15 protein-coding genes are annotated in these 15890 nt (G+C 61.8%); 11 read left to right on the top strand and 4 right to left on the bottom strand.

Annotated features, from left to right (window positions below):
- Window positions 1-86: 86 nt before the first annotated feature.
- The 8 genes from purC (at window position 87) to AAFO90_RS14825 (ending at window position 10240) form a co-directional block, all read left to right on the top strand.
- Window positions 87-848 carry a phosphoribosylaminoimidazolesuccinocarboxamide synthase gene (purC, locus tag AAFO90_RS14860; RefSeq protein WP_065273381.1) on the top strand — a complete coding sequence of 254 codons (762 nt, stop codon included), beginning with the start codon at window positions 87-89 and terminating at the stop codon, window positions 846-848.
- A 115-nt stretch (window positions 849-963) separates the two neighbouring features.
- A complete protein-coding gene (purS, locus tag AAFO90_RS14855; protein ID WP_347509866.1) occupies window positions 964-1194 on the top strand; it encodes a phosphoribosylformylglycinamidine synthase subunit PurS in 231 nt (76 codons plus the stop codon).
- Window positions 1195-1197: 3 nt separating this feature from the next.
- Window positions 1198-2241 carry a zinc-dependent alcohol dehydrogenase family protein gene (locus AAFO90_RS14850; RefSeq protein WP_347509865.1) on the top strand — a complete coding sequence of 348 codons (1044 nt, stop codon included), beginning with the start codon at window positions 1198-1200 and terminating at the stop codon, window positions 2239-2241.
- Between the two features lie 13 nt (window positions 2242-2254).
- Window positions 2255-2923 (top strand): phosphoribosylformylglycinamidine synthase subunit PurQ, encoded by a 669-nt coding sequence (gene purQ / locus AAFO90_RS14845; protein ID WP_065273384.1) that lies wholly within the window; start codon window positions 2255-2257, stop codon window positions 2921-2923.
- 36 nt (window positions 2924-2959) lie between these two features.
- The gene (locus tag AAFO90_RS14840) at window positions 2960-4744 is read left to right on the top strand and encodes an ATP-binding protein (protein ID WP_065273385.1); all 1785 of its coding nucleotides are present in this window, start codon (window positions 2960-2962) and stop codon (window positions 4742-4744) included.
- Between the two features lie 27 nt (window positions 4745-4771).
- Entirely contained in the window at window positions 4772-6109 is a 1338-nt protein-coding gene (locus tag AAFO90_RS14835; protein WP_065273386.1) for a sigma-54 dependent transcriptional regulator, read from the top strand.
- 608 nt (window positions 6110-6717) lie between these two features.
- Window positions 6718-9774 (top strand): Rne/Rng family ribonuclease, encoded by a 3057-nt coding sequence (locus AAFO90_RS14830; protein ID WP_347509864.1) that lies wholly within the window; start codon window positions 6718-6720, stop codon window positions 9772-9774.
- Between the two features lie 58 nt (window positions 9775-9832).
- Window positions 9833-10240 carry a nuclear transport factor 2 family protein gene (locus AAFO90_RS14825; RefSeq protein ID WP_347509863.1) on the top strand — a complete coding sequence of 136 codons (408 nt, stop codon included), beginning with the start codon at window positions 9833-9835 and terminating at the stop codon, window positions 10238-10240.
- Window positions 10241-10288: 48 nt separating this feature from the next.
- On the opposite strand, the gene AAFO90_RS14820 is transcribed toward AAFO90_RS14825, so the two are convergent.
- Window positions 10289-10522 carry a sulfurtransferase TusA family protein gene (locus AAFO90_RS14820; protein WP_347509862.1) on the bottom strand — a complete coding sequence of 78 codons (234 nt, stop codon included), beginning with the start codon at window positions 10520-10522 and terminating at the stop codon, window positions 10289-10291.
- Between the two features lie 93 nt (window positions 10523-10615).
- On the opposite strand from AAFO90_RS14820, the gene AAFO90_RS14815 reads away from it, so the two are divergent.
- The 3 genes from AAFO90_RS14815 (at window position 10616) to AAFO90_RS14805 (ending at window position 14095) form a co-directional block, all read left to right on the top strand.
- Window positions 10616-11368 (top strand): cytochrome c biogenesis protein CcdA, encoded by a 753-nt coding sequence (locus AAFO90_RS14815; protein ID WP_065273390.1) that lies wholly within the window; start codon window positions 10616-10618, stop codon window positions 11366-11368.
- A 70-nt stretch (window positions 11369-11438) separates the two neighbouring features.
- A complete protein-coding gene (locus AAFO90_RS14810) occupies window positions 11439-12731 on the top strand; it encodes a hypothetical protein (RefSeq protein WP_347509861.1) in 1293 nt (430 codons plus the stop codon).
- Window positions 12728-14095, top strand: a complete 1368-nt coding sequence (locus AAFO90_RS14805; protein ID WP_347509860.1) for a cytochrome P450 — start codon at window positions 12728-12730, stop codon at window positions 14093-14095. Before AAFO90_RS14810 ends, AAFO90_RS14805 begins: the two co-directional genes overlap by 4 nt.
- Here AAFO90_RS14805 and AAFO90_RS14800 read toward each other — a convergent pair.
- Genes AAFO90_RS14800 through fumC form a run of 3 tightly spaced genes read right to left on the bottom strand, consistent with a single transcriptional unit; the run spans window position 14080 to window position 15877 of the window.
- Window positions 14080-14310 carry a ribbon-helix-helix domain-containing protein gene (locus AAFO90_RS14800; RefSeq protein ID WP_347509859.1) on the bottom strand — a complete coding sequence of 77 codons (231 nt, stop codon included), beginning with the start codon at window positions 14308-14310 and terminating at the stop codon, window positions 14080-14082. The genes AAFO90_RS14805 and AAFO90_RS14800 overlap by 16 nt on opposite strands.
- Window positions 14307-14483 (bottom strand): DUF4169 family protein, encoded by a 177-nt coding sequence (locus AAFO90_RS14795; RefSeq protein ID WP_347509858.1) that lies wholly within the window; start codon window positions 14481-14483, stop codon window positions 14307-14309. Before AAFO90_RS14795 ends, AAFO90_RS14800 begins: the two co-directional genes overlap by 4 nt.
- Window positions 14483-15877 (bottom strand): class II fumarate hydratase, encoded by a 1395-nt coding sequence (gene fumC / locus AAFO90_RS14790; RefSeq protein WP_347509857.1) that lies wholly within the window; start codon window positions 15875-15877, stop codon window positions 14483-14485. The genes AAFO90_RS14795 and fumC overlap by 1 nt, the downstream gene beginning before the upstream one ends.
- Window positions 15878-15890: the final 13 nt, after the last annotated feature.

Here is a 15890-nt window from a genome sequence, read left to right as displayed (position 1 = left end):
CGCGCTTGCGGCGCAATGTCGCTTGCACTAAGAGAGCGGCAAGAAACCGGGACGGATTCCCGCCCCTGACCCCCGAAAGGTTCCTCATGGCACGTCGCAAGAAGATCTACGAAGGCAAAGCCAAGACATTGTATGAAGGTCCCGAGCCCGGAACCATCGTGCAGTACTTCAAGGACGATGCCACCGCGTTCAACGCAGAAAAGCGGGACGTGATCGAGGGCAAGGGGGTTCTGAACAACCTCTTGAGCGAATTCTTCATGCAGGGGCTAGGCCAGATCGGCGTGCCGACGCATTTTCTGAAGCGGCTCAATATGCGCGAACAGCTGGTGCGCAGCTGCGAGATTATCCCGCTTGAGGTGATCGTGCGCAATTACGCGGCCGGCAGCATGTCCAAACGTCTGGGTATCGACGAGGGCACGCAATTGCCACGCCCCATCGTCGAGTATTGCTACAAGGACGACGCGCTGGGTGACCCGCTGGTTACAGAGGAACATATCGCCGCGTTCGGCTGGGCCAGCCAGCAGGACATGGACGATATCCTGAGCCTGGCGTTGCGGGTCAACGATTTCCTGTCCGGCGTGATGCTGGCTGTGGGCATTCGCCTCGTCGACTTCAAGATCGAGATCGGCCGGGTCTACGACGGTGATTTCCAGCGTCTGGTTGTCGCTGATGAGATCAGCCCGGACAGCTGCCGCCTGTGGGACATCGAAACCGGCCAGAAGCTGGACAAGGACGTGTTCCGCCGCGATCTGGGTAGCCTGACCGACGCCTATACCGAAGTGGCACGCCGTCTGGGCGTGATGCCGAACAACCCGCCTGCAGCGGGAAAGCCGACTCTGGTCAACTGACCGACCCGTCCCGCCTATCCGGGGCTGTGGTCCCGTGAAGATGGCAGGCAGGGCATAGATCTGACAACAACAAGCCCGTGGCGGGCTTTGTGACCGAAAGCTGAGGAAAGACGCGATGAAGGCACAGGTGCATGTGATGCTGAAGAACGGAGTTCTGGATCCCCAGGGCGAGGCGGTCCGCCACGCGCTTGGCGCCATGGGCTTTGACAAGGTCGAAGGCGTCCGTCAGGGCAAGGTCATCGATCTGGAGCTGAGCGACGACGCCACCGAGGCGGATGTGCGGGACATGTGCGAGAAGCTGCTCGCCAATACCGTGATCGAATCTTACGAGATCGAGCTGGCCTGACCGATGCGGGCGGCGCGGCTGATCGGCTTTCGCCAGCCGCTGGAGCTGGTAACTCTGCCGGACCCGTCGCCCGCGCCGGGCGAAGTGGTGCTGCGGGTACTGGCCTGCGGCGTATGCCGGTCCGACTGGCACGCCTGGAGCGGGGCTGACCCCGATGTAAAGCTGCCGATGACACCCGGCCATGAATACTGCGGCGAAGTCGTCGCGGTGGGTGCGGGTGTTAACCGCTGGCGGGCTGGTGATCGGGTTATCGCGCCTTTCATTCTCGCTTGCGGGTGCTGCAGTGATTGCGCTGCGGGCGACCAGACCATCTGCGCCAACCAGGCGCTGCCGGGCTTTACGCAGGACGGCGCCTTTGCCGATCATATCGTGGTGCCGTTTGCCGATGCCAACCTCACTGCCTTGCCTGATACGCTGGCGCCTGAAATTGCAGCCGCGCTTGGCTGCCGGGTGACAACGGCCTGGCAGGCACTGACCGGGCGTGCCCGTCTTCAGGGCGGCGAATGGCTGGCTGTCTTTGGTGGCGGCGGTGTGGGGATTTCGGCGCTGATCCTGGGGCGGGCACTGGGCGCGCGGGTTATCGTCGTCGACATTCAGCAGGATAAGCTGGATTATGCCATGCGGCTTGGTGCGGATGTGGTGGTCAATGCCGCAACCTGCGATGCAGCCGAAGCGGTCCGCGAGCTGACTGGTGGCGGAGCACATGTCGCGCTTGAGGCGCTGGGGATTGAGGTCACTACCGTGGCGGCAATGAAATCACTGCGCAAATTCGGCCGCATGGTTCAGATCGGCATGCCTACGGGTGATCATGCCCAGATGACCTTGCCTATGGACGCGCTGTATTCCGGGCAGCTGACCCTGCAAGGCACCCGCGGTATGCCCAGCTGGCGCTATCCGTCGCTTTTGAACCTGATTGCGGGGGGGCAGGTGGACCTTGCACCGCTGGTGACCCGCACCATCTCTCTTTCACAGGCCAGCGACGAGCTGGCCGCATTTGATCGTCCGGCGCCTCCGGGTGTGGCGGTCATTACCGATTTCGCAAGCTAGGAAGGAACCCCTGATGCGTGCTGCCGTTGTCGTTTTCCCCGGATCCAACTGCGACAGGGATCTTGCCGTGGCCTTTGAACAGGCCGGATTTGATGTCTCCATGGTCTGGCACAAGGACAGCAAGCTGCCCGAAGGCATCGACATTGTCGGCGTGCCCGGCGGGTTCTCCTACGGCGACTACCTGCGCTGCGGCGCCATCGCGGCGCAATCGCCGATCTGTCAGGCGGTTGTGGAGCACGCTAACCGGGGCGGTTACGCACTTGGTGTCTGCAACGGGTTCCAGATCCTGACCGAGACCGGCATCCTGCCCGGCGCCCTGTTGCGCAACGCGGGGCTGAAATACATCTGCCGCACGGTGGACCTGAAGGTCGAGACCACGAGCAGCGTCTTTACCGAAGGCTATTCGGCAGGGGACGTGATCGGCATCCCGATCGCCCACCACGATGGCAACTACTATGCAGACGCCGACACTGTTGCGGCGCTGAAGGATCAGGACCGGGTGGCCTTCTCCTATGTCGACAATCCCAACGGATCGGTTGCTGATATTGCCGGGATCCTGTCCGAGAACCGCCGGGTTCTGGGCATGATGCCGCACCCCGAACGGGCGGCGGACGAAGGTCATGGCGGCACCGACGGGACGGCAGTCTTCCGCGCATTGACCGGGATCGTCGCTACAGCGTGACTTGAGGCAGGCGGGCAGCCGCAATAGGTTAAGCCTATGAGCACCCCGCCTGATCGCACAGAACTCCCCGTGGCCAAATCCGGGTCCGCCGCAAGATCGCGCACGATCTCCTGGCGGGCGCGGCTGGCCTTGGTCCTGTTCATGGCGGTGGCGGCAACGACGGTATGGGTGACCAACCGAATGCTGACGCACCGGTTCACCGAAAGTACCCGCAACCGGGCCGAACTGCGCCTTGCGCTTTACTCCGGAAACCTGGTCAGTGAGCTGCGCCGCCATGCCATCGTGCCGCAGCTACTGGCGCGTGACCAGGCGCTGATATCAGCGCTGCAAAGTCAGGATTTTTCGCTATCCACCCACCGACTGATTTCTTTTGTTGAGGAAATCGGCGCTGCCTCAATCATGTTGCTGGCCAGCGACGGGCGTACCGTGGCGGCGACCAATCGCAACCGTCTGGGCGAAACCCACCGCAACGCGCCCTATTTCGTCGATGCGGTGCGGGCCAAATCTACCGTTTTTTCCGTCATTGAACGCGAGGTGGGCGGCTATCGTTTTACCTATTCGCGGCGCATTGTTGACACCACCGGGACGCTCGGCGTGATCGTGATCGAGGTCGATCTGCAGAAATTCGAACGGGCCTGGGCGGGGATTTCAGACGCGGTGATGGTGAGCGACAGCACCGGCCGTATCGTTCTGGCGACCGAAGCGCGCTGGCGCGGCAAGGAAGAGCGCGACGCACTGCGCCTGCAAACACCGGAGGGCGCCATTCAGCGCGCAATCCGGGCAACCGCGGATTGGACCGTCCTGCCAGCCGATGCCTATCTGCAAGGCGAGGCGGTGATGCGGCTGGAAACGCGGGTGCCGTTCCAGGGCTGGAGGCTGACCTCCTTCACCACCTATGCCTCGATCCGCGAGCGGGTGAACGCGGTTCTGGCGCTTGAAATCATGGGATTCGCGATTCTGCTGGCGCTGGCCTTCTATGCGCTCAGCCGCAAGACGGCGCTGCGCATGGCGCTGTTCCAGCGCGAGTCGGCGGAGCTTCGCGTATTGAACGCACGGCTGCAGCGGGAAATCGCCGAACGGGAACGGGTGCAGGAAACCCTTGCCGTGGCCGAACAAAGCCTGGCGCAAAGCTCGAAACTCGCGGCGCTGGGGGAGATGTCAGCGGCGGTTAGTCACGAGCTCAATCAGCCGCTGGCGGCAATGAAAACCTATCTGGCCGGGGCGCGGCTGCTGCTTAACCGCAACCGCCCCGAAGAGGCACTTGCCTCATTTGGGCGTATCGATGATCTGATCGAACGCATGGGCGCCATTACCCGGCAGCTGAAATCTTACGCCCGCAAGGCAGGCGATGCCTTTGCCCCTGTAAACATGGGCGATGCGCTGGCGTCGTCCCTGTCGATGATGGAACCGCAGCTGCGTCAGCGTCAGGTCAAGATCACCCGAATGCTGCCCGATCAGCCGGTTTACGTTATGGGCGACCGGTTGCGGCTGGAGCAGGTGATGGTCAACCTCTTGCGCAATGCACTGGATGCCACCAAATCTGTAGAGGACCCCGAGGTGGAGATCCTGCTGGCGGCAGGCGAGACAGCAACCCTGTCGGTGCGCGACAATGGCAACGGGATCAAGGATTTCGACAATCTGTTCGAACCCTTCTACACCACCAAACAGCCCGGCGATGGGGTCGGACTGGGGCTTGCCATCTCCTCGGGGATCGTGAACGACCTCGGGGGGCGGCTGATTGCCCGCAACGGGCAAAACGGCGGCGCCGTGTTTGAAATACAGTTGCCGATCCTTGTGGACGGTATCGAAGCCGCTGAATAAGCGGCGTTAAAGATGGAGAGGCCGCGCATGGCACAGGCTATGAAAATCGCGATCGTTGATGATGAACAGGATATGCGCCAGTCGATCAGCCAGTGGCTGGCCCTGTCGGGCTATGACACTGAAACCTTTGCCAGTGCCGAGGATGCGCTGAAGGTTCTGGGCTCGGATTACCCGGGGATCGTGATCTCAGACATCAAGATGCCTGGCATGGACGGGATGCAGTTCCTGAAGAAACTGATGGGCAGCGACAGCGCCCTTCCCGTGATCATGATCACGGGTCATGGTGATGTGCCCATGGCAGTCGAGGCGATGCGCGTCGGGGCCTTCGATTTCCTGGAAAAACCCTTCAATCCGGACCGGATGTCGGAACTGGCGAAGCGGGCCACCAACTCCCGCCGCCTGACGCTCGACAACCGGGCGCTGCGCCGCGAATTGTCCGATGGCGGCCAGATCATGAAGAAACTGATCGGGATGAGCCCAGTGATGGAACGCCTGCGCGAGGATATTCTGGATCTGGGCCAAGCCGACGGGCACGTGCTCATCGATGGCGAGACCGGCACCGGCAAGACACTGGTGGCCCATGCGCTGCACGCGGTTGGCAGCCGGGCGGGCAAGAAATTCGTTCTGGTCTCCTGCGCCGCACTGGAGGAAGAGGCCCTCTCGAAGCGTCTGTTTGGTCCGATGCAACCCGAGGACAGCCTGTTGCCCGCCATTGAAGAGGCCCGCGGCGGCACATTGGTGTTGGAGGACGTGGAGGCGCTGAGCGAGGCGCTGCAGGCCAAGCTCCTGAGCGTGATCAACGAACAGGGCATGCCGGGCGAAACCCGTATCATCGCCATTTCGAACCTACAGGAGGCGGGCAAGACCTGCGAGGACGCGCTGCGCCCGGATCTGTTCTACCGCCTTGCGGCATTGCGGATCACCGTGCCGCCCCTGCGCCAGCGCGGCGAGGATATCCTGACTCTGTTCACCCGCTTCAGCGAGCAATTCTCTGAAGAATACGGCTGCGAGGCACCGCAGGTCACCGCACAGGAGGCCGCACAGCTGTTGCAGGCCCCCTGGCCGGGCAACGTGCGCCAGCTGATCAATGTGGCCGAACGAGCGGTTCTACAATCCCGGCGCGGATCTGGCACGATTGCATCCCTGCTGATGTCAGATCACGAGGAAATGCAGCCGGTGATGACCACCGAAGGTAAGCCCCTGAAGGAATACGTCGAAGCCTTTGAACGCATGTTGATCGACAACACCATGCGCCGCCACAAGGGCTCCATCGCCTCGGTGATGGAGGAGCTGTGCCTGCCGCGCCGGACGCTGAATGAGAAGATGGCCAAATACGGATTGCAGCGCTCAGAATACCTGAGCTGACAGCTGCAGGCTTGGACTGCAACCTGGCTGAGGCAGGTTTTGGCTTTGTTCGACATTGATGCGGCGCTGGGATGCACCGGCGCCGTTTTCCATTCAGGTCGCTTTTTTGCGGAAAAACACCGCAGTTTTTCGGGGATTTGTTAACCAATACCGTCTAAGGAAGAATAGTTTACACTTTCAGCAATGCCCGTGCCGAATGGCCATTGTCATTTCCCGGTTTCAGGCCTTATGCTGAAAATACAGGAAAAGGATGCCTCTTTCGCATCCAGCCTTATGAGATTCGCTGTCTCATGCTTTTGTCCGGAAAGAACCGAGAAAGCTGAGGCAGACCGATTTGCCCCTTGTGAAGGGGCAGCCTAGCACCTCTTCCGGCACGACCGGGAAGGAATAACATGGCAGGGTTCGGGATATCCCACCTGTCGGAGAAGAACCGCGATGACGCGCGCGAGAGCGAAGAGCATACAGGACAAAGGGCCGGACGCATGTTTCGGGACCCTGACCTGCGGCGCGCAGTCTGAAATCGCCCTGACAAGACACCACCCAAAACACGCGCAGCCCCCCGGAAGAGGAGGGGCTTTGTTTGCACTGGGCAGGTGCACCAAGGAAACATGGCCAAGAAGATGCTTATCGATGCCACCCACGCGGAAGAGACCCGCGTCGTGGTGGTTGATGGAAACAAGGTCGAGGAGTTCGACTTTGAATCCGAAAACAAACGCCAGCTTGCCGGCAATATCTATCTCGCAAAAGTAACTCGGGTCGAACCTTCGCTTCAGGCGGCCTTTGTCGATTACGGTGGAAACCGCCACGGGTTCCTCGCGTTTTCGGAAATCCATCCGGACTATTACCAGATCCCCGTCGCCGATCGTGAGGCGCTGATGGAAGAAGAGCGCGCCTACGCCGAGGCGATGCGCGCCCGCGACGAGGAAGAAGAAAGCAAACCGTCCCGTGGCTCGCGCTCGCGCAGCCGCAAGTCTTCGCGCACCAAAGCTGCCAAGGCGAACGCCGGTGATGCGGTGGAGACCAAAGAGGTCACGCCGCAGGACAATGGTGATGAGGCGTCCACCCAGGCCCCGGAAAAAGACAGCCCAAAAAAGGCTGAAATCGCGGGTATGGAAACCATCGATCTGGACGCCGAAGATGGCGCTGCGGATGACAAGCTTGCCGAGGTCCCCGAGGGCACCTCGCCGATGGAGACCGTTGCGGAAACCCCGGTTGAAGAGCCGGATGGCGACGATCAGAACGGTGCAGAGGCTACCAGCGCCGAAGAAGCGGCTGGCGATGATGCGGCCGCCGATGCTGGCACAGCCGAGGATGCCGGTGCGGACAACGGTGATGTAGTCGACAAGGCTGAGTCTGCCGAACAAGATGAATCTGACGATAAGGACGAGGACGACAAAGAAGACACCGCGAAGTCTGACGCGACCTCGAAAGATGAGACCATCGAATCCGTCGCAGACGAGGATGACAGCGAGGACATCCGTCCGCCGCGCAAGCCGCGTCCGCGTCGCTACAAGATTCAGGAAGTCATCAAGGTGCGCCAGGTTCTTCTGGTGCAGGTCGTCAAGGAAGAGCGCGGTAACAAGGGCGCGGCGCTGACCACCTACCTGTCGCTGGCAGGCCGTTACTGCGTACTGATGCCCAACACCGCCCGTGGCGGTGGCATCAGCCGCAAGATCACCAATGCCGCCGACCGCAAGAAGCTGAAGGATATTGCAACCGAACTGGACGTGCCGCAGGGCGCAGGTCTCATCGTGCGCACCGCTGGTGCCAAACGGACCAAGGCCGAGATCAAGCGCGACTATGAATACCTGCAGCGCCTCTGGGAACAGATCCGCGAGCTGACGCTGAAATCCATCGCGCCGGCCAAGATCTATGAAGAGGGCGACCTGATCAAACGCTCGATCCGCGATCTATACAACCGCGAGATCGACGAGGTTCTGGTAGAGGGCGAGCGCGGCTACCGCATCGCCAAGGACTTCATGAAGATGATCATGCCGTCCCACGCCAAGAACGTGAAGAACTACAACGAGACGCTGCCGCTCTTTGCGCGCTACCAGGTGGAAAGCTACCTGGCGGGCATGTTCAACCCGACGGTGCAGCTGAAATCAGGCGGCTATATCGTGATCGGCGTGACCGAGGCCCTGGTAGCCATCGACGTGAACTCCGGCCGGGCGACCAAGGAAGCCTCGATCGAGGAAACTGCGCTCAAGACCAACCTGGAGGCCGCCGAAGAGGTGGCGCGACAGCTGCGTCTGCGTGACCTTGCGGGGCTCATCGTCATCGACTTCATCGACATGGACGAGCGCAAGAACAACGCCGCCGTCGAAAAGCGTATGAAGGACAAGCTGAAAACCGACCGTGCCCGCATTCAAGTGGGCCGCATTTCCGGCTTTGGTCTGATGGAAATGTCGCGTCAGCGTCTGCGCCCCGGCATGATCGAGGCGACCACGGCGCCGTGCCCGCATTGCCATGGCACCGGCCTTATCCGCTCGGATGACTCGCTGGCCCTGTCGATCCTGCGTCAGATCGAGGAAGAAGGCACCCGCCGCCGCTCGCGTGAGGTTCTGGTGAAATGCCCGGTGGCCATCGCCAATTATCTGATGAACCAGAAACGCGAACATATTGCGCAGATCGAAGCGCGCTACGGTCTCTCCGTGCGCATCGAGGGCCACCCGCATCTGGTCAGCCCGGATTTCGAGCTTGAGAAGTTCAAGACCGCATCGCGCACGGTTCCGGTGGCCGCATCGCCCGTGGTCTCCGTTGATACTTCGATCATGGATCAGATTGATGCCGACGAAAGTGAGGCTGCGGAAGCAGAGGAGACCACCTCTGTCGATGAAGGCAACAAGACCCAGCCCGAGGCCGAAGGCGATAGTGAGAACAAACCCAAGCGCAAGCGTCGTCGTCGGCGGCGGCGCAAGTCCGGATCCTCGGATCAGGACAATGGCGAGAACAACGGCGATCAGTCCGAAGGTGACAAAGACCAGTCTGCTGGAGTTGCGGAGGGTGACAAGTCTACGGAAGACGGTTCGGCGCAGGACGCCAAGTCTGATCAGCTCGCTGACGCAGCCGAGGCCAAGGCGGAGGGCGCGGAAGAGGGCGCTGAGCAGGAAGAGAAGAAGCCTGCCAAACGCACCCGTCGCACCCGCACCAGCCAGAGCCGCAGCCGCAAAAAATCTTCCGATAAACCGGCAGAGGCTGCAGAGGCCGAGACTGCAGATGCGGTGACCGAAGAGAAACCCGCAGAGCCCGACCAAGCCGAAAGCCCTGCGTCGCAGCCAGAAGAAGCCGTTGCTGCCGAAGCACCTGCGGAAGCAGCTGCCGAAGCGGAAGCTGCACCCGATGCCGCTGAGGCTGCGCCTGCGGAAGAGCCCGAGGCGGTAGAACCCGCCGAGGCAACTGCTGCTGCTGAGCCGGAGGCCGCGCCTGAGGTGGAACCGGTGGCAGAAGAGGAGGCCGCCGAAACTGCACCTGCCGAGGCGGAGACCGCTGCGCCTGAAGAGGCCGAGAAACCCGCTGAGCCGGAAGCTACGGCCCCTGAGACAGCAGAACCGGAAACCAAGGAGCCCGAGGTGGCTGTGGCAGCGGCAGAACCTGCGCCAGCGCCAGAACCGGAAGCCCCGCCCAAGCCCAAGCGCCGCGGCTGGTGGTCACTGGGAAGCTGAGACTGATATCGGGGCGGGCCGCAGGGTCCGCCCCTTTTTCATTACTGAGGGGATCGCCATGGCAAAGACGCGGCCGCACAGCGACACAGAGCTACTGAACGCGTTGTTGGAGTGTGAGGCGCGGGTCTGGCAGGCGCTGCAAACCGGCGATAGTGCAGCAGACGCCGCCTTGCTAAGTGCGGATTTTCTGGGGGTTTACCCGGACGGCTTTGCGGGCCGGGAGGATCACGTGGCGCAGATCAGCGCTGGTGCGTCGATTGACCGCTACGAGATCTCGGAGGCAAAGGTCAGGGCGCTGGGGCCGGATCACGGACTGCTGTCTTATCGCGCCCTCTACTGCCGTTGCGGCAAGACGGTGGAAGAGGTGATGTACATCAGCTCCATCTGGCAGCGCAGTGGTGCAGGCTGGGTCAATACCTTCAGCCAGGACACTCCGGCGCTTTACCCCGAAAGAGAGACAAACTGACCGCTTCAGGTGCGGGGACCTGGCTTTCGCCCCATGGAAATAGGGATCTCAGCTGCCTTTTCGGATGCGGTAGATCTGGTGCCCGGTTCCGTCGCTTTGGCCAAGGAACTCATGCCCGGCCTCGGCACAGAAATGCGGCACATCGATGATGGCCGCAGGATCATCGGCCAGCATGGTCAGCGTATCGCCCGGGGCCAGCGCCTTCAGCCGTTTGCGGGCCTTCAGAACGGGCAGGGGGCAAAGCAGCCCGATGGCATCTAGAGTGGTGTTTTCGTCAGTCATATCCTGCAGATAAGGTGCCTCTCACAGCCTGTCCACAAGGATGTGACCGCAGGTACCAGTGACCTTTGGTCTGCACTGGATTAAGTGAGAGCTATGTTTGGAATTGAAATCATCGACGCAGGACTGATTCCTGCCATGTTCGTGGCGCTGACGGCTGGTCTTATCAGCTTTCTGTCGCCCTGTGTGTTGCCGATCGTGCCGCCCTATCTGGCCTATATGAGCGGCGTCACCATCGGAGAGATGCAAGGCACGGCAACCGCCCGGCGCAAGGTGATCGTCTCGGCACTGTTCTTTGTGCTGGGGCTGTCGACGGTGTTCCTGCTGCTGGGGTTCACCGCCTCGGCCTTTGGCGCCTTCGTCCTGCAAAATCAGGAGCTGTTCGCCAAGGTCTCCGGCGTTGTCGTGATCGTCTTTGGCCTGCACTTCCTGTCGGTCTTCCGCATTCCGATCCTCGACCGCGAAGCACGGATGGAAGCGGGGCAATCCGGTGGGTCCGCCATCGGGGCCTATGTGCTTGGTCTCGCCTTTGCCTTTGGCTGGACGCCCTGCATCGGCCCGCAGCTGGGCGCGATCCTGTCGCTGGCGGCCTCTGAGGCTTCGGTCAGCCGCGGAACGCTGTTGCTCGGTGTCTATGCGTTGGGACTGGGCGTTCCCTTCCTGCTGGCGGCGATTTTCCTTAACCGTTCCATGGCGCTGATGAACCGGATGAAGCGCCACATGGGGCTCATCGAAAAAGTGATGGGCGGCCTGCTGCTGGTGGTTGGGATCATGCTGGTGACCGGTCTGTTCTCCACCTTCTCCTGGTGGCTGCTGGAAACATTCCCCGCGCTTGCAACACTTGGCTAAGAGCCGCCGCCGGGGTCTTACTCTTGCCCAGATCCGCCGCTAATCTCGAGTGAAATCGAATGAGGCCGGAATGGGCAGAACGGCAAGGCAGGACTGCGATCAATCCATCGGCGGTGCAACAGTGCGCCGCCGACAGGTTTTTTACATCCCCGGTTACGATCCCATCCACCCCCGCCGCTATCGTGAGCTTTACCGCAGCGAAAGCGCCGCCCAGGCGGCGATCTCTGGCTACCAGATCTCGCAGCGCCCCAAACAGGCTGACGGTCCCTATGGCTGGCACGTAGAGGCCGAGATCGACGGGACCGAGGTGACGGTCGATGTTGAGGTTCTGGTCTGGTCTGACATCGTGCGGGGCAGCATGGCGGCCTCCATTCCGGCGACCTATCTGCAACTGGCGCGCACCGCCTGGACCTATATCTCGACCGGCGCGCTTTTTCGCCTGATGCGTCTGCGCAAGGGGCCGGTGATTGCAGCGCTTTATCCGGTGGGCATGCTGCTGCTGCAATTGCTGCTGGCGCTGGCGTTGGGGGCTGTTGTCGGCGGTGCAATCGACTGGCTCGCACAATGGGCGCTCACCCCTGTGGCTGGGTCTCAGACAGCGGCGGTCATCGGCGCGGTGGCATTCATTGCGGCGCTGATTTTAACTGCGATTGCACTGCTGCGCTGGTTCAAGGCGCGCGATGGTAAGCTCTTTGCCTATTACCTGATGCATGATTACGCCTATTCCGCAGCCTCGCGCGGGGCCAACCCGCCCGAGCTGGAGGCCCGCATGGCGGAGTTCCGGCAGCTGATCCGCCGCGCCATCGAAGAAAACACAGTGGATGAGGTTCTGGTCGTTGGCCACTCATCCGGCGCCCATGTCGGTGTTTCGGTGCTAGCGGATCTGTTGCGCGAAGGGTTGCCCGCGGCGCGCCCGGCGTTGGGGTTTCTCAGCCTTGGTCAGGTCGTGCCGATGGTATCCTTCCTGCCAAAGGCTGACCGGCTGCGCGGCGATCTGCGGTATCTGTCGGCCAGTCCGGAACTATTCTGGGTAGATGTCAGCGCGCCGGGGGATGGCTGCGCCTTTGCCTTGTGCGATCCGGTCTGCGTCAGCGGCGTTGCACCAGATGAAAAACGCTGGCCACTGGTCGTTTCGGCGGCCTTTACACAAACGCTGAGCCCTGGGCGCTGGAAAGAGCTGCGTTGGCGGTTCTTCCGGCTGCATTTTCAGTATCTCTGCGCCTTTGACCGGCCCGGTGACTATGACTACTTTCAGATCACCGCAGGCCCCATCTCGCTGGCAGAGCGTTACGAGGGGCGGCCTGCGTCGAAATCCCGGATCGAGGCGCCGACCTCGGGCTATACCTCGGTGCCATCGCCATGACCCCCCTGCCACCCAAACCCGCCTCGCGCCCCGACAAAGTATCGCTCTGGCGCTATGTGAGGCTGTTTCGCAAGGACATCCTGTCGGCGCAGCCCGCGCGGCTTTACCGGGCCTGGATGGCGGAGTTTCGCACGCCCTTCTTCCGGTCCTTTCTGCTGAATCAGCCGGATCTGGTGAAAACGGTGCTGAAGTACCGCCCGGACGATTTCCCGAAATCGGACCGGATCAGCGAGGGGCTGAAGCCGCTGCTGGGTAATTCGGTGTTCCTGACCAATGGCGAAACCTGGAAGCGCCAGCGCCGGATCATCGACCCGGCATTCGAAGGCGGGCGTCTGAAAGAGACCTTCCCGGCGATGCGTGCCGCTGCCGAAGCCGCTGCCGCGCGCCTAAAGGGGCAGGAGGGGGAGGTGGAGATCGAAGCAGTCACTTCGCATGTGGCGGCGGATGTGATTTTTCGCACGCTGTTTTCAATCCCCATCGAGCACGAGGTTGCCGCCGAGGTGTTCTCCCGGTTTAGGGACTACCAGCGCAGCCAGCCAATCCTGAATCTCGCCGCCTTTGTGCCGGTGCCGCGCTGGATGCCGCGTTTCTTTCGCAAGGGAACGCGAGAGAATGCTACGCGCATTCGCGCCCTGATTACCCAGTTGACGGATGAGCGCGCAGCCGAAATCGCTGCCGGAACCGCGCCGCAGGACCTTGCGACCAAGATCATGACCAATGCCGACCCGGAAACCGGAGCGCGATTTTCCACCGAGGAAATGGTCGATCAGGTGGCAATCTTCTTTCTGGCCGGCCATGAAACCAGTGCATCGGCGCTGGCCTGGACGCTTTATCTGATGGCGATTTATCCGGAGTGGCAGGAAAGGGTGGCCGAGGAAGCCGCCGCGCTTGAGGACGACAGTTTCGCCGCAGTATCCCGCATGCGCATCAGCCGCGATGTGTTCCGCGAGGCGCTGCGGCTCTATCCGCCGGTGCCGATGATGGTACGCGAGGCGACGTGCCCCGAACGCTTCCGCGACCGCGAAGTGCCGAAAGGGTCGCAACTGGTGCTCAGCCCCTGGCACCTGCATCGCCACGAACGGCTGTGGGACAACCCGGATGGCTTTGATCCGGAGCGCTGGCAGACCGAGAATGGTAAAAAGTGTCAACGTGAAGCCTATATGCCGTTCTCGGCTGGTCCCCGGGTCTGCACCGGTGCTGGCTTTGCTATGGTCGAAGGGCCGTTGATCCTGTCGATGCTGCTGCGCCATTTCCGGGTGGCGCCGGTGGCAGGCAAGGAGCCCGTTCCGGTTGCCCATTTAACGGTGCGGGCAAAGAATGGGATCTGGCTGCGGCTGGAGCGGCGGGATCAGTCCCCGGTCTGATGCGCCTGCAGGTGGCGCAGAACGTGCAGGCGGATGGCCGAGGCCAGCCCGCATTCTGTTCCGCGTTCTGCATCAATGTCGGCTGCCAAGTCGTTGATTGCACGGCCTTCCTTGGCGGCTATGGCGCGGAAGGCGGTCCAGAATTCATCCTCCAGCGAGACCGAGGTGCGGTGCCCGCGCAGGGTCAGGGAGTGTTTCTTGGGACGGTTGCTCATTCTTCGGACTTGTGACCGTCAAGTTGGCGGTCGCTTTTGTCACGCCGACTGCGGTCCAGCTGTTTCTCGGCCTTGCTGCGGCCGAATTTCACAGCGTTGGCATCAGCGCGGGCCTTTTTGTCGGCCCGCGCTTTTTGTTTTCTGAACCGGTTCAGATTGACCGGTTCCGCCATCAGGCCTTGGGCCCGATCATGTCTTCGGGGCGCACCACAGCGTCAAAGGTGGCTTCATCCACAAAGCTGAGCGCGATGGCTTCTTCCTTGAGGGTGGTGCCGTTCTTATGCGCGGTCTTGGCGACCTTGGTGGCGTTGTCATAGCCGATGGTCGGCGCCAGAGCGGTGACCAGCATCAGCGACTCTTTCATCAGCTTTTCGATGCGGGGCTCGTTGGCCTGAATGCCCATCAGCATCCGCTCGGTAAAGCTGTCCGCCGCATCACCCAGCAGCTGGATCGACTGCAGCAGGTTGTAGGACATCATCGGGTTGTAGACGTTCAGTTCGAAATGGCCCTGGCTGCCAGCGAATTTGATCGCGGCGTCGTTGCCCATGACATGGGCGGCGACCTGTGTCAGCGCTTCTGCCTGCGTTGGGTTCACCTTGCCGGGCATGATCGAGGAACCGGGTTCGTTTTCCGGCAGGATCAGCTCACCCAGACCCGAACGCGGACCAGAGCCGAGGAAGCGGATGTCGTTTGCGATCTTGTAGCAGCTGCCCGCGATGGTCGCGAGGGCGCCGGACAGGAACACCATGGCGTCATGCGCGGCCAGTGCCTCGAACTTGTTCGGTGCGGTCACGAAAGGCAGGCCGGTGATCTCGGCCATGTTGGCCGCCACGGTCTCGCCCCAGCCGTTCTGGGTGTTGAGCCCGGTGCCGACGGCGGTACCGCCCTGTGCCAGCTCGTAGATGCCGGGCATCGCGGCCTCGACCCGTGCCAGACCCTGACGGATCTGATGCGCGTAGCCAGAGAATTCCTGGCCCAATGTCAGCGGGGTCGCGTCCTGGGTGTGGGTGCGGCCGATCTTGATGATGTCCTTGAACTCTTCGGACTTCTTCTCCAACCCTTCGGCCAGTTTGGTCAGGCCCGGCACCAGCACGTCGCGCACGGACATGGCGGTGGCGATATGCATCGCGGTGGGGAAGGTATCGTTCGAAGACTGCCCCATGTTGCAGTGATCGTTGGGGTGCACCGGATCCTTGGAGCCGATGACGCCGCCGAGGATCTCGATCGCGCGGTTGGCGATCACCTCGTTCGAGTTCATGTTCGACTGGGTGCCGGAGCCGGTCTGCCAGACAACCAGCGGGAAGTTGTCGTCGAACTTGCCTTCGATCACCTCACCGGCGGCCTGGATCACCGCATCGGCGATCTTGGCTTCCATTTTGCCAGAGGCCTTGTTGGCCATGGCGCAGGCTTTCTTGATCACGCCCAGCGCGCGCACGATGGCGACGGGCTGTTTTTCCCAGCCAATGGGGAAGTTCATGATCGAACGCTGCGTTTGCGCGCCCCAATATTTGTCGGAAGGAACTTCCAGCGGACCAAAGCTGTCTGTTTCGGTGCGGGTATCGGACATCTTGTCTCTCTCC

This window comes from Phaeobacter sp. CAU 1743, assembly GCF_039839315.1.
GTDB classification, from domain to species: Bacteria; Pseudomonadota; Alphaproteobacteria; order Rhodobacterales; family Rhodobacteraceae; genus Phycobacter; species Phycobacter gallaeciensis_A.
The sequence above is the reverse complement of the archived record's forward strand: the minus strand, read 5'-3'. Positions and strand labels throughout refer to the sequence as shown.

Coding starts and splice junctions, on each gene's coding strand:
- purC (WP_065273381.1), top strand. CDS start 87: ATGGCACGTCGCAAGAAGATCTACGAAGGCAAAGCCAAGACATTGTAT.
- purS (WP_347509866.1), top strand. CDS start 964: ATGAAGGCACAGGTGCATGTGATGCTGAAGAACGGAGTTCTGGATCCC.
- AAFO90_RS14850 (WP_347509865.1), top strand. CDS start 1,198: ATGCGGGCGGCGCGGCTGATCGGCTTTCGCCAGCCGCTGGAGCTGGTA.
- purQ (WP_065273384.1), top strand. CDS start 2,255: ATGCGTGCTGCCGTTGTCGTTTTCCCCGGATCCAACTGCGACAGGGAT.
- AAFO90_RS14840 (WP_065273385.1), top strand. CDS start 2,960: ATGAGCACCCCGCCTGATCGCACAGAACTCCCCGTGGCCAAATCCGGG.
- AAFO90_RS14835 (WP_065273386.1), top strand. CDS start 4,772: ATGGCACAGGCTATGAAAATCGCGATCGTTGATGATGAACAGGATATG.
- AAFO90_RS14830 (WP_347509864.1), top strand. CDS start 6,718: ATGGCCAAGAAGATGCTTATCGATGCCACCCACGCGGAAGAGACCCGC.
- AAFO90_RS14825 (WP_347509863.1), top strand. CDS start 9,833: ATGGCAAAGACGCGGCCGCACAGCGACACAGAGCTACTGAACGCGTTG.
- AAFO90_RS14820 (WP_347509862.1), bottom strand. CDS start 10,522: ATGACTGACGAAAACACCACTCTAGATGCCATCGGGCTGCTTTGCCCC.
- AAFO90_RS14815 (WP_065273390.1), top strand. CDS start 10,616: ATGTTTGGAATTGAAATCATCGACGCAGGACTGATTCCTGCCATGTTC.
- AAFO90_RS14810 (WP_347509861.1), top strand. CDS start 11,439: ATGGGCAGAACGGCAAGGCAGGACTGCGATCAATCCATCGGCGGTGCA.
- AAFO90_RS14805 (WP_347509860.1), top strand. CDS start 12,728: ATGACCCCCCTGCCACCCAAACCCGCCTCGCGCCCCGACAAAGTATCG.
- AAFO90_RS14800 (WP_347509859.1), bottom strand. CDS start 14,310: ATGAGCAACCGTCCCAAGAAACACTCCCTGACCCTGCGCGGGCACCGC.
- AAFO90_RS14795 (WP_347509858.1), bottom strand. CDS start 14,483: ATGGCGGAACCGGTCAATCTGAACCGGTTCAGAAAACAAAAAGCGCGG.
- fumC (WP_347509857.1), bottom strand. CDS start 15,877: ATGTCCGATACCCGCACCGAAACAGACAGCTTTGGTCCGCTGGAAGTT.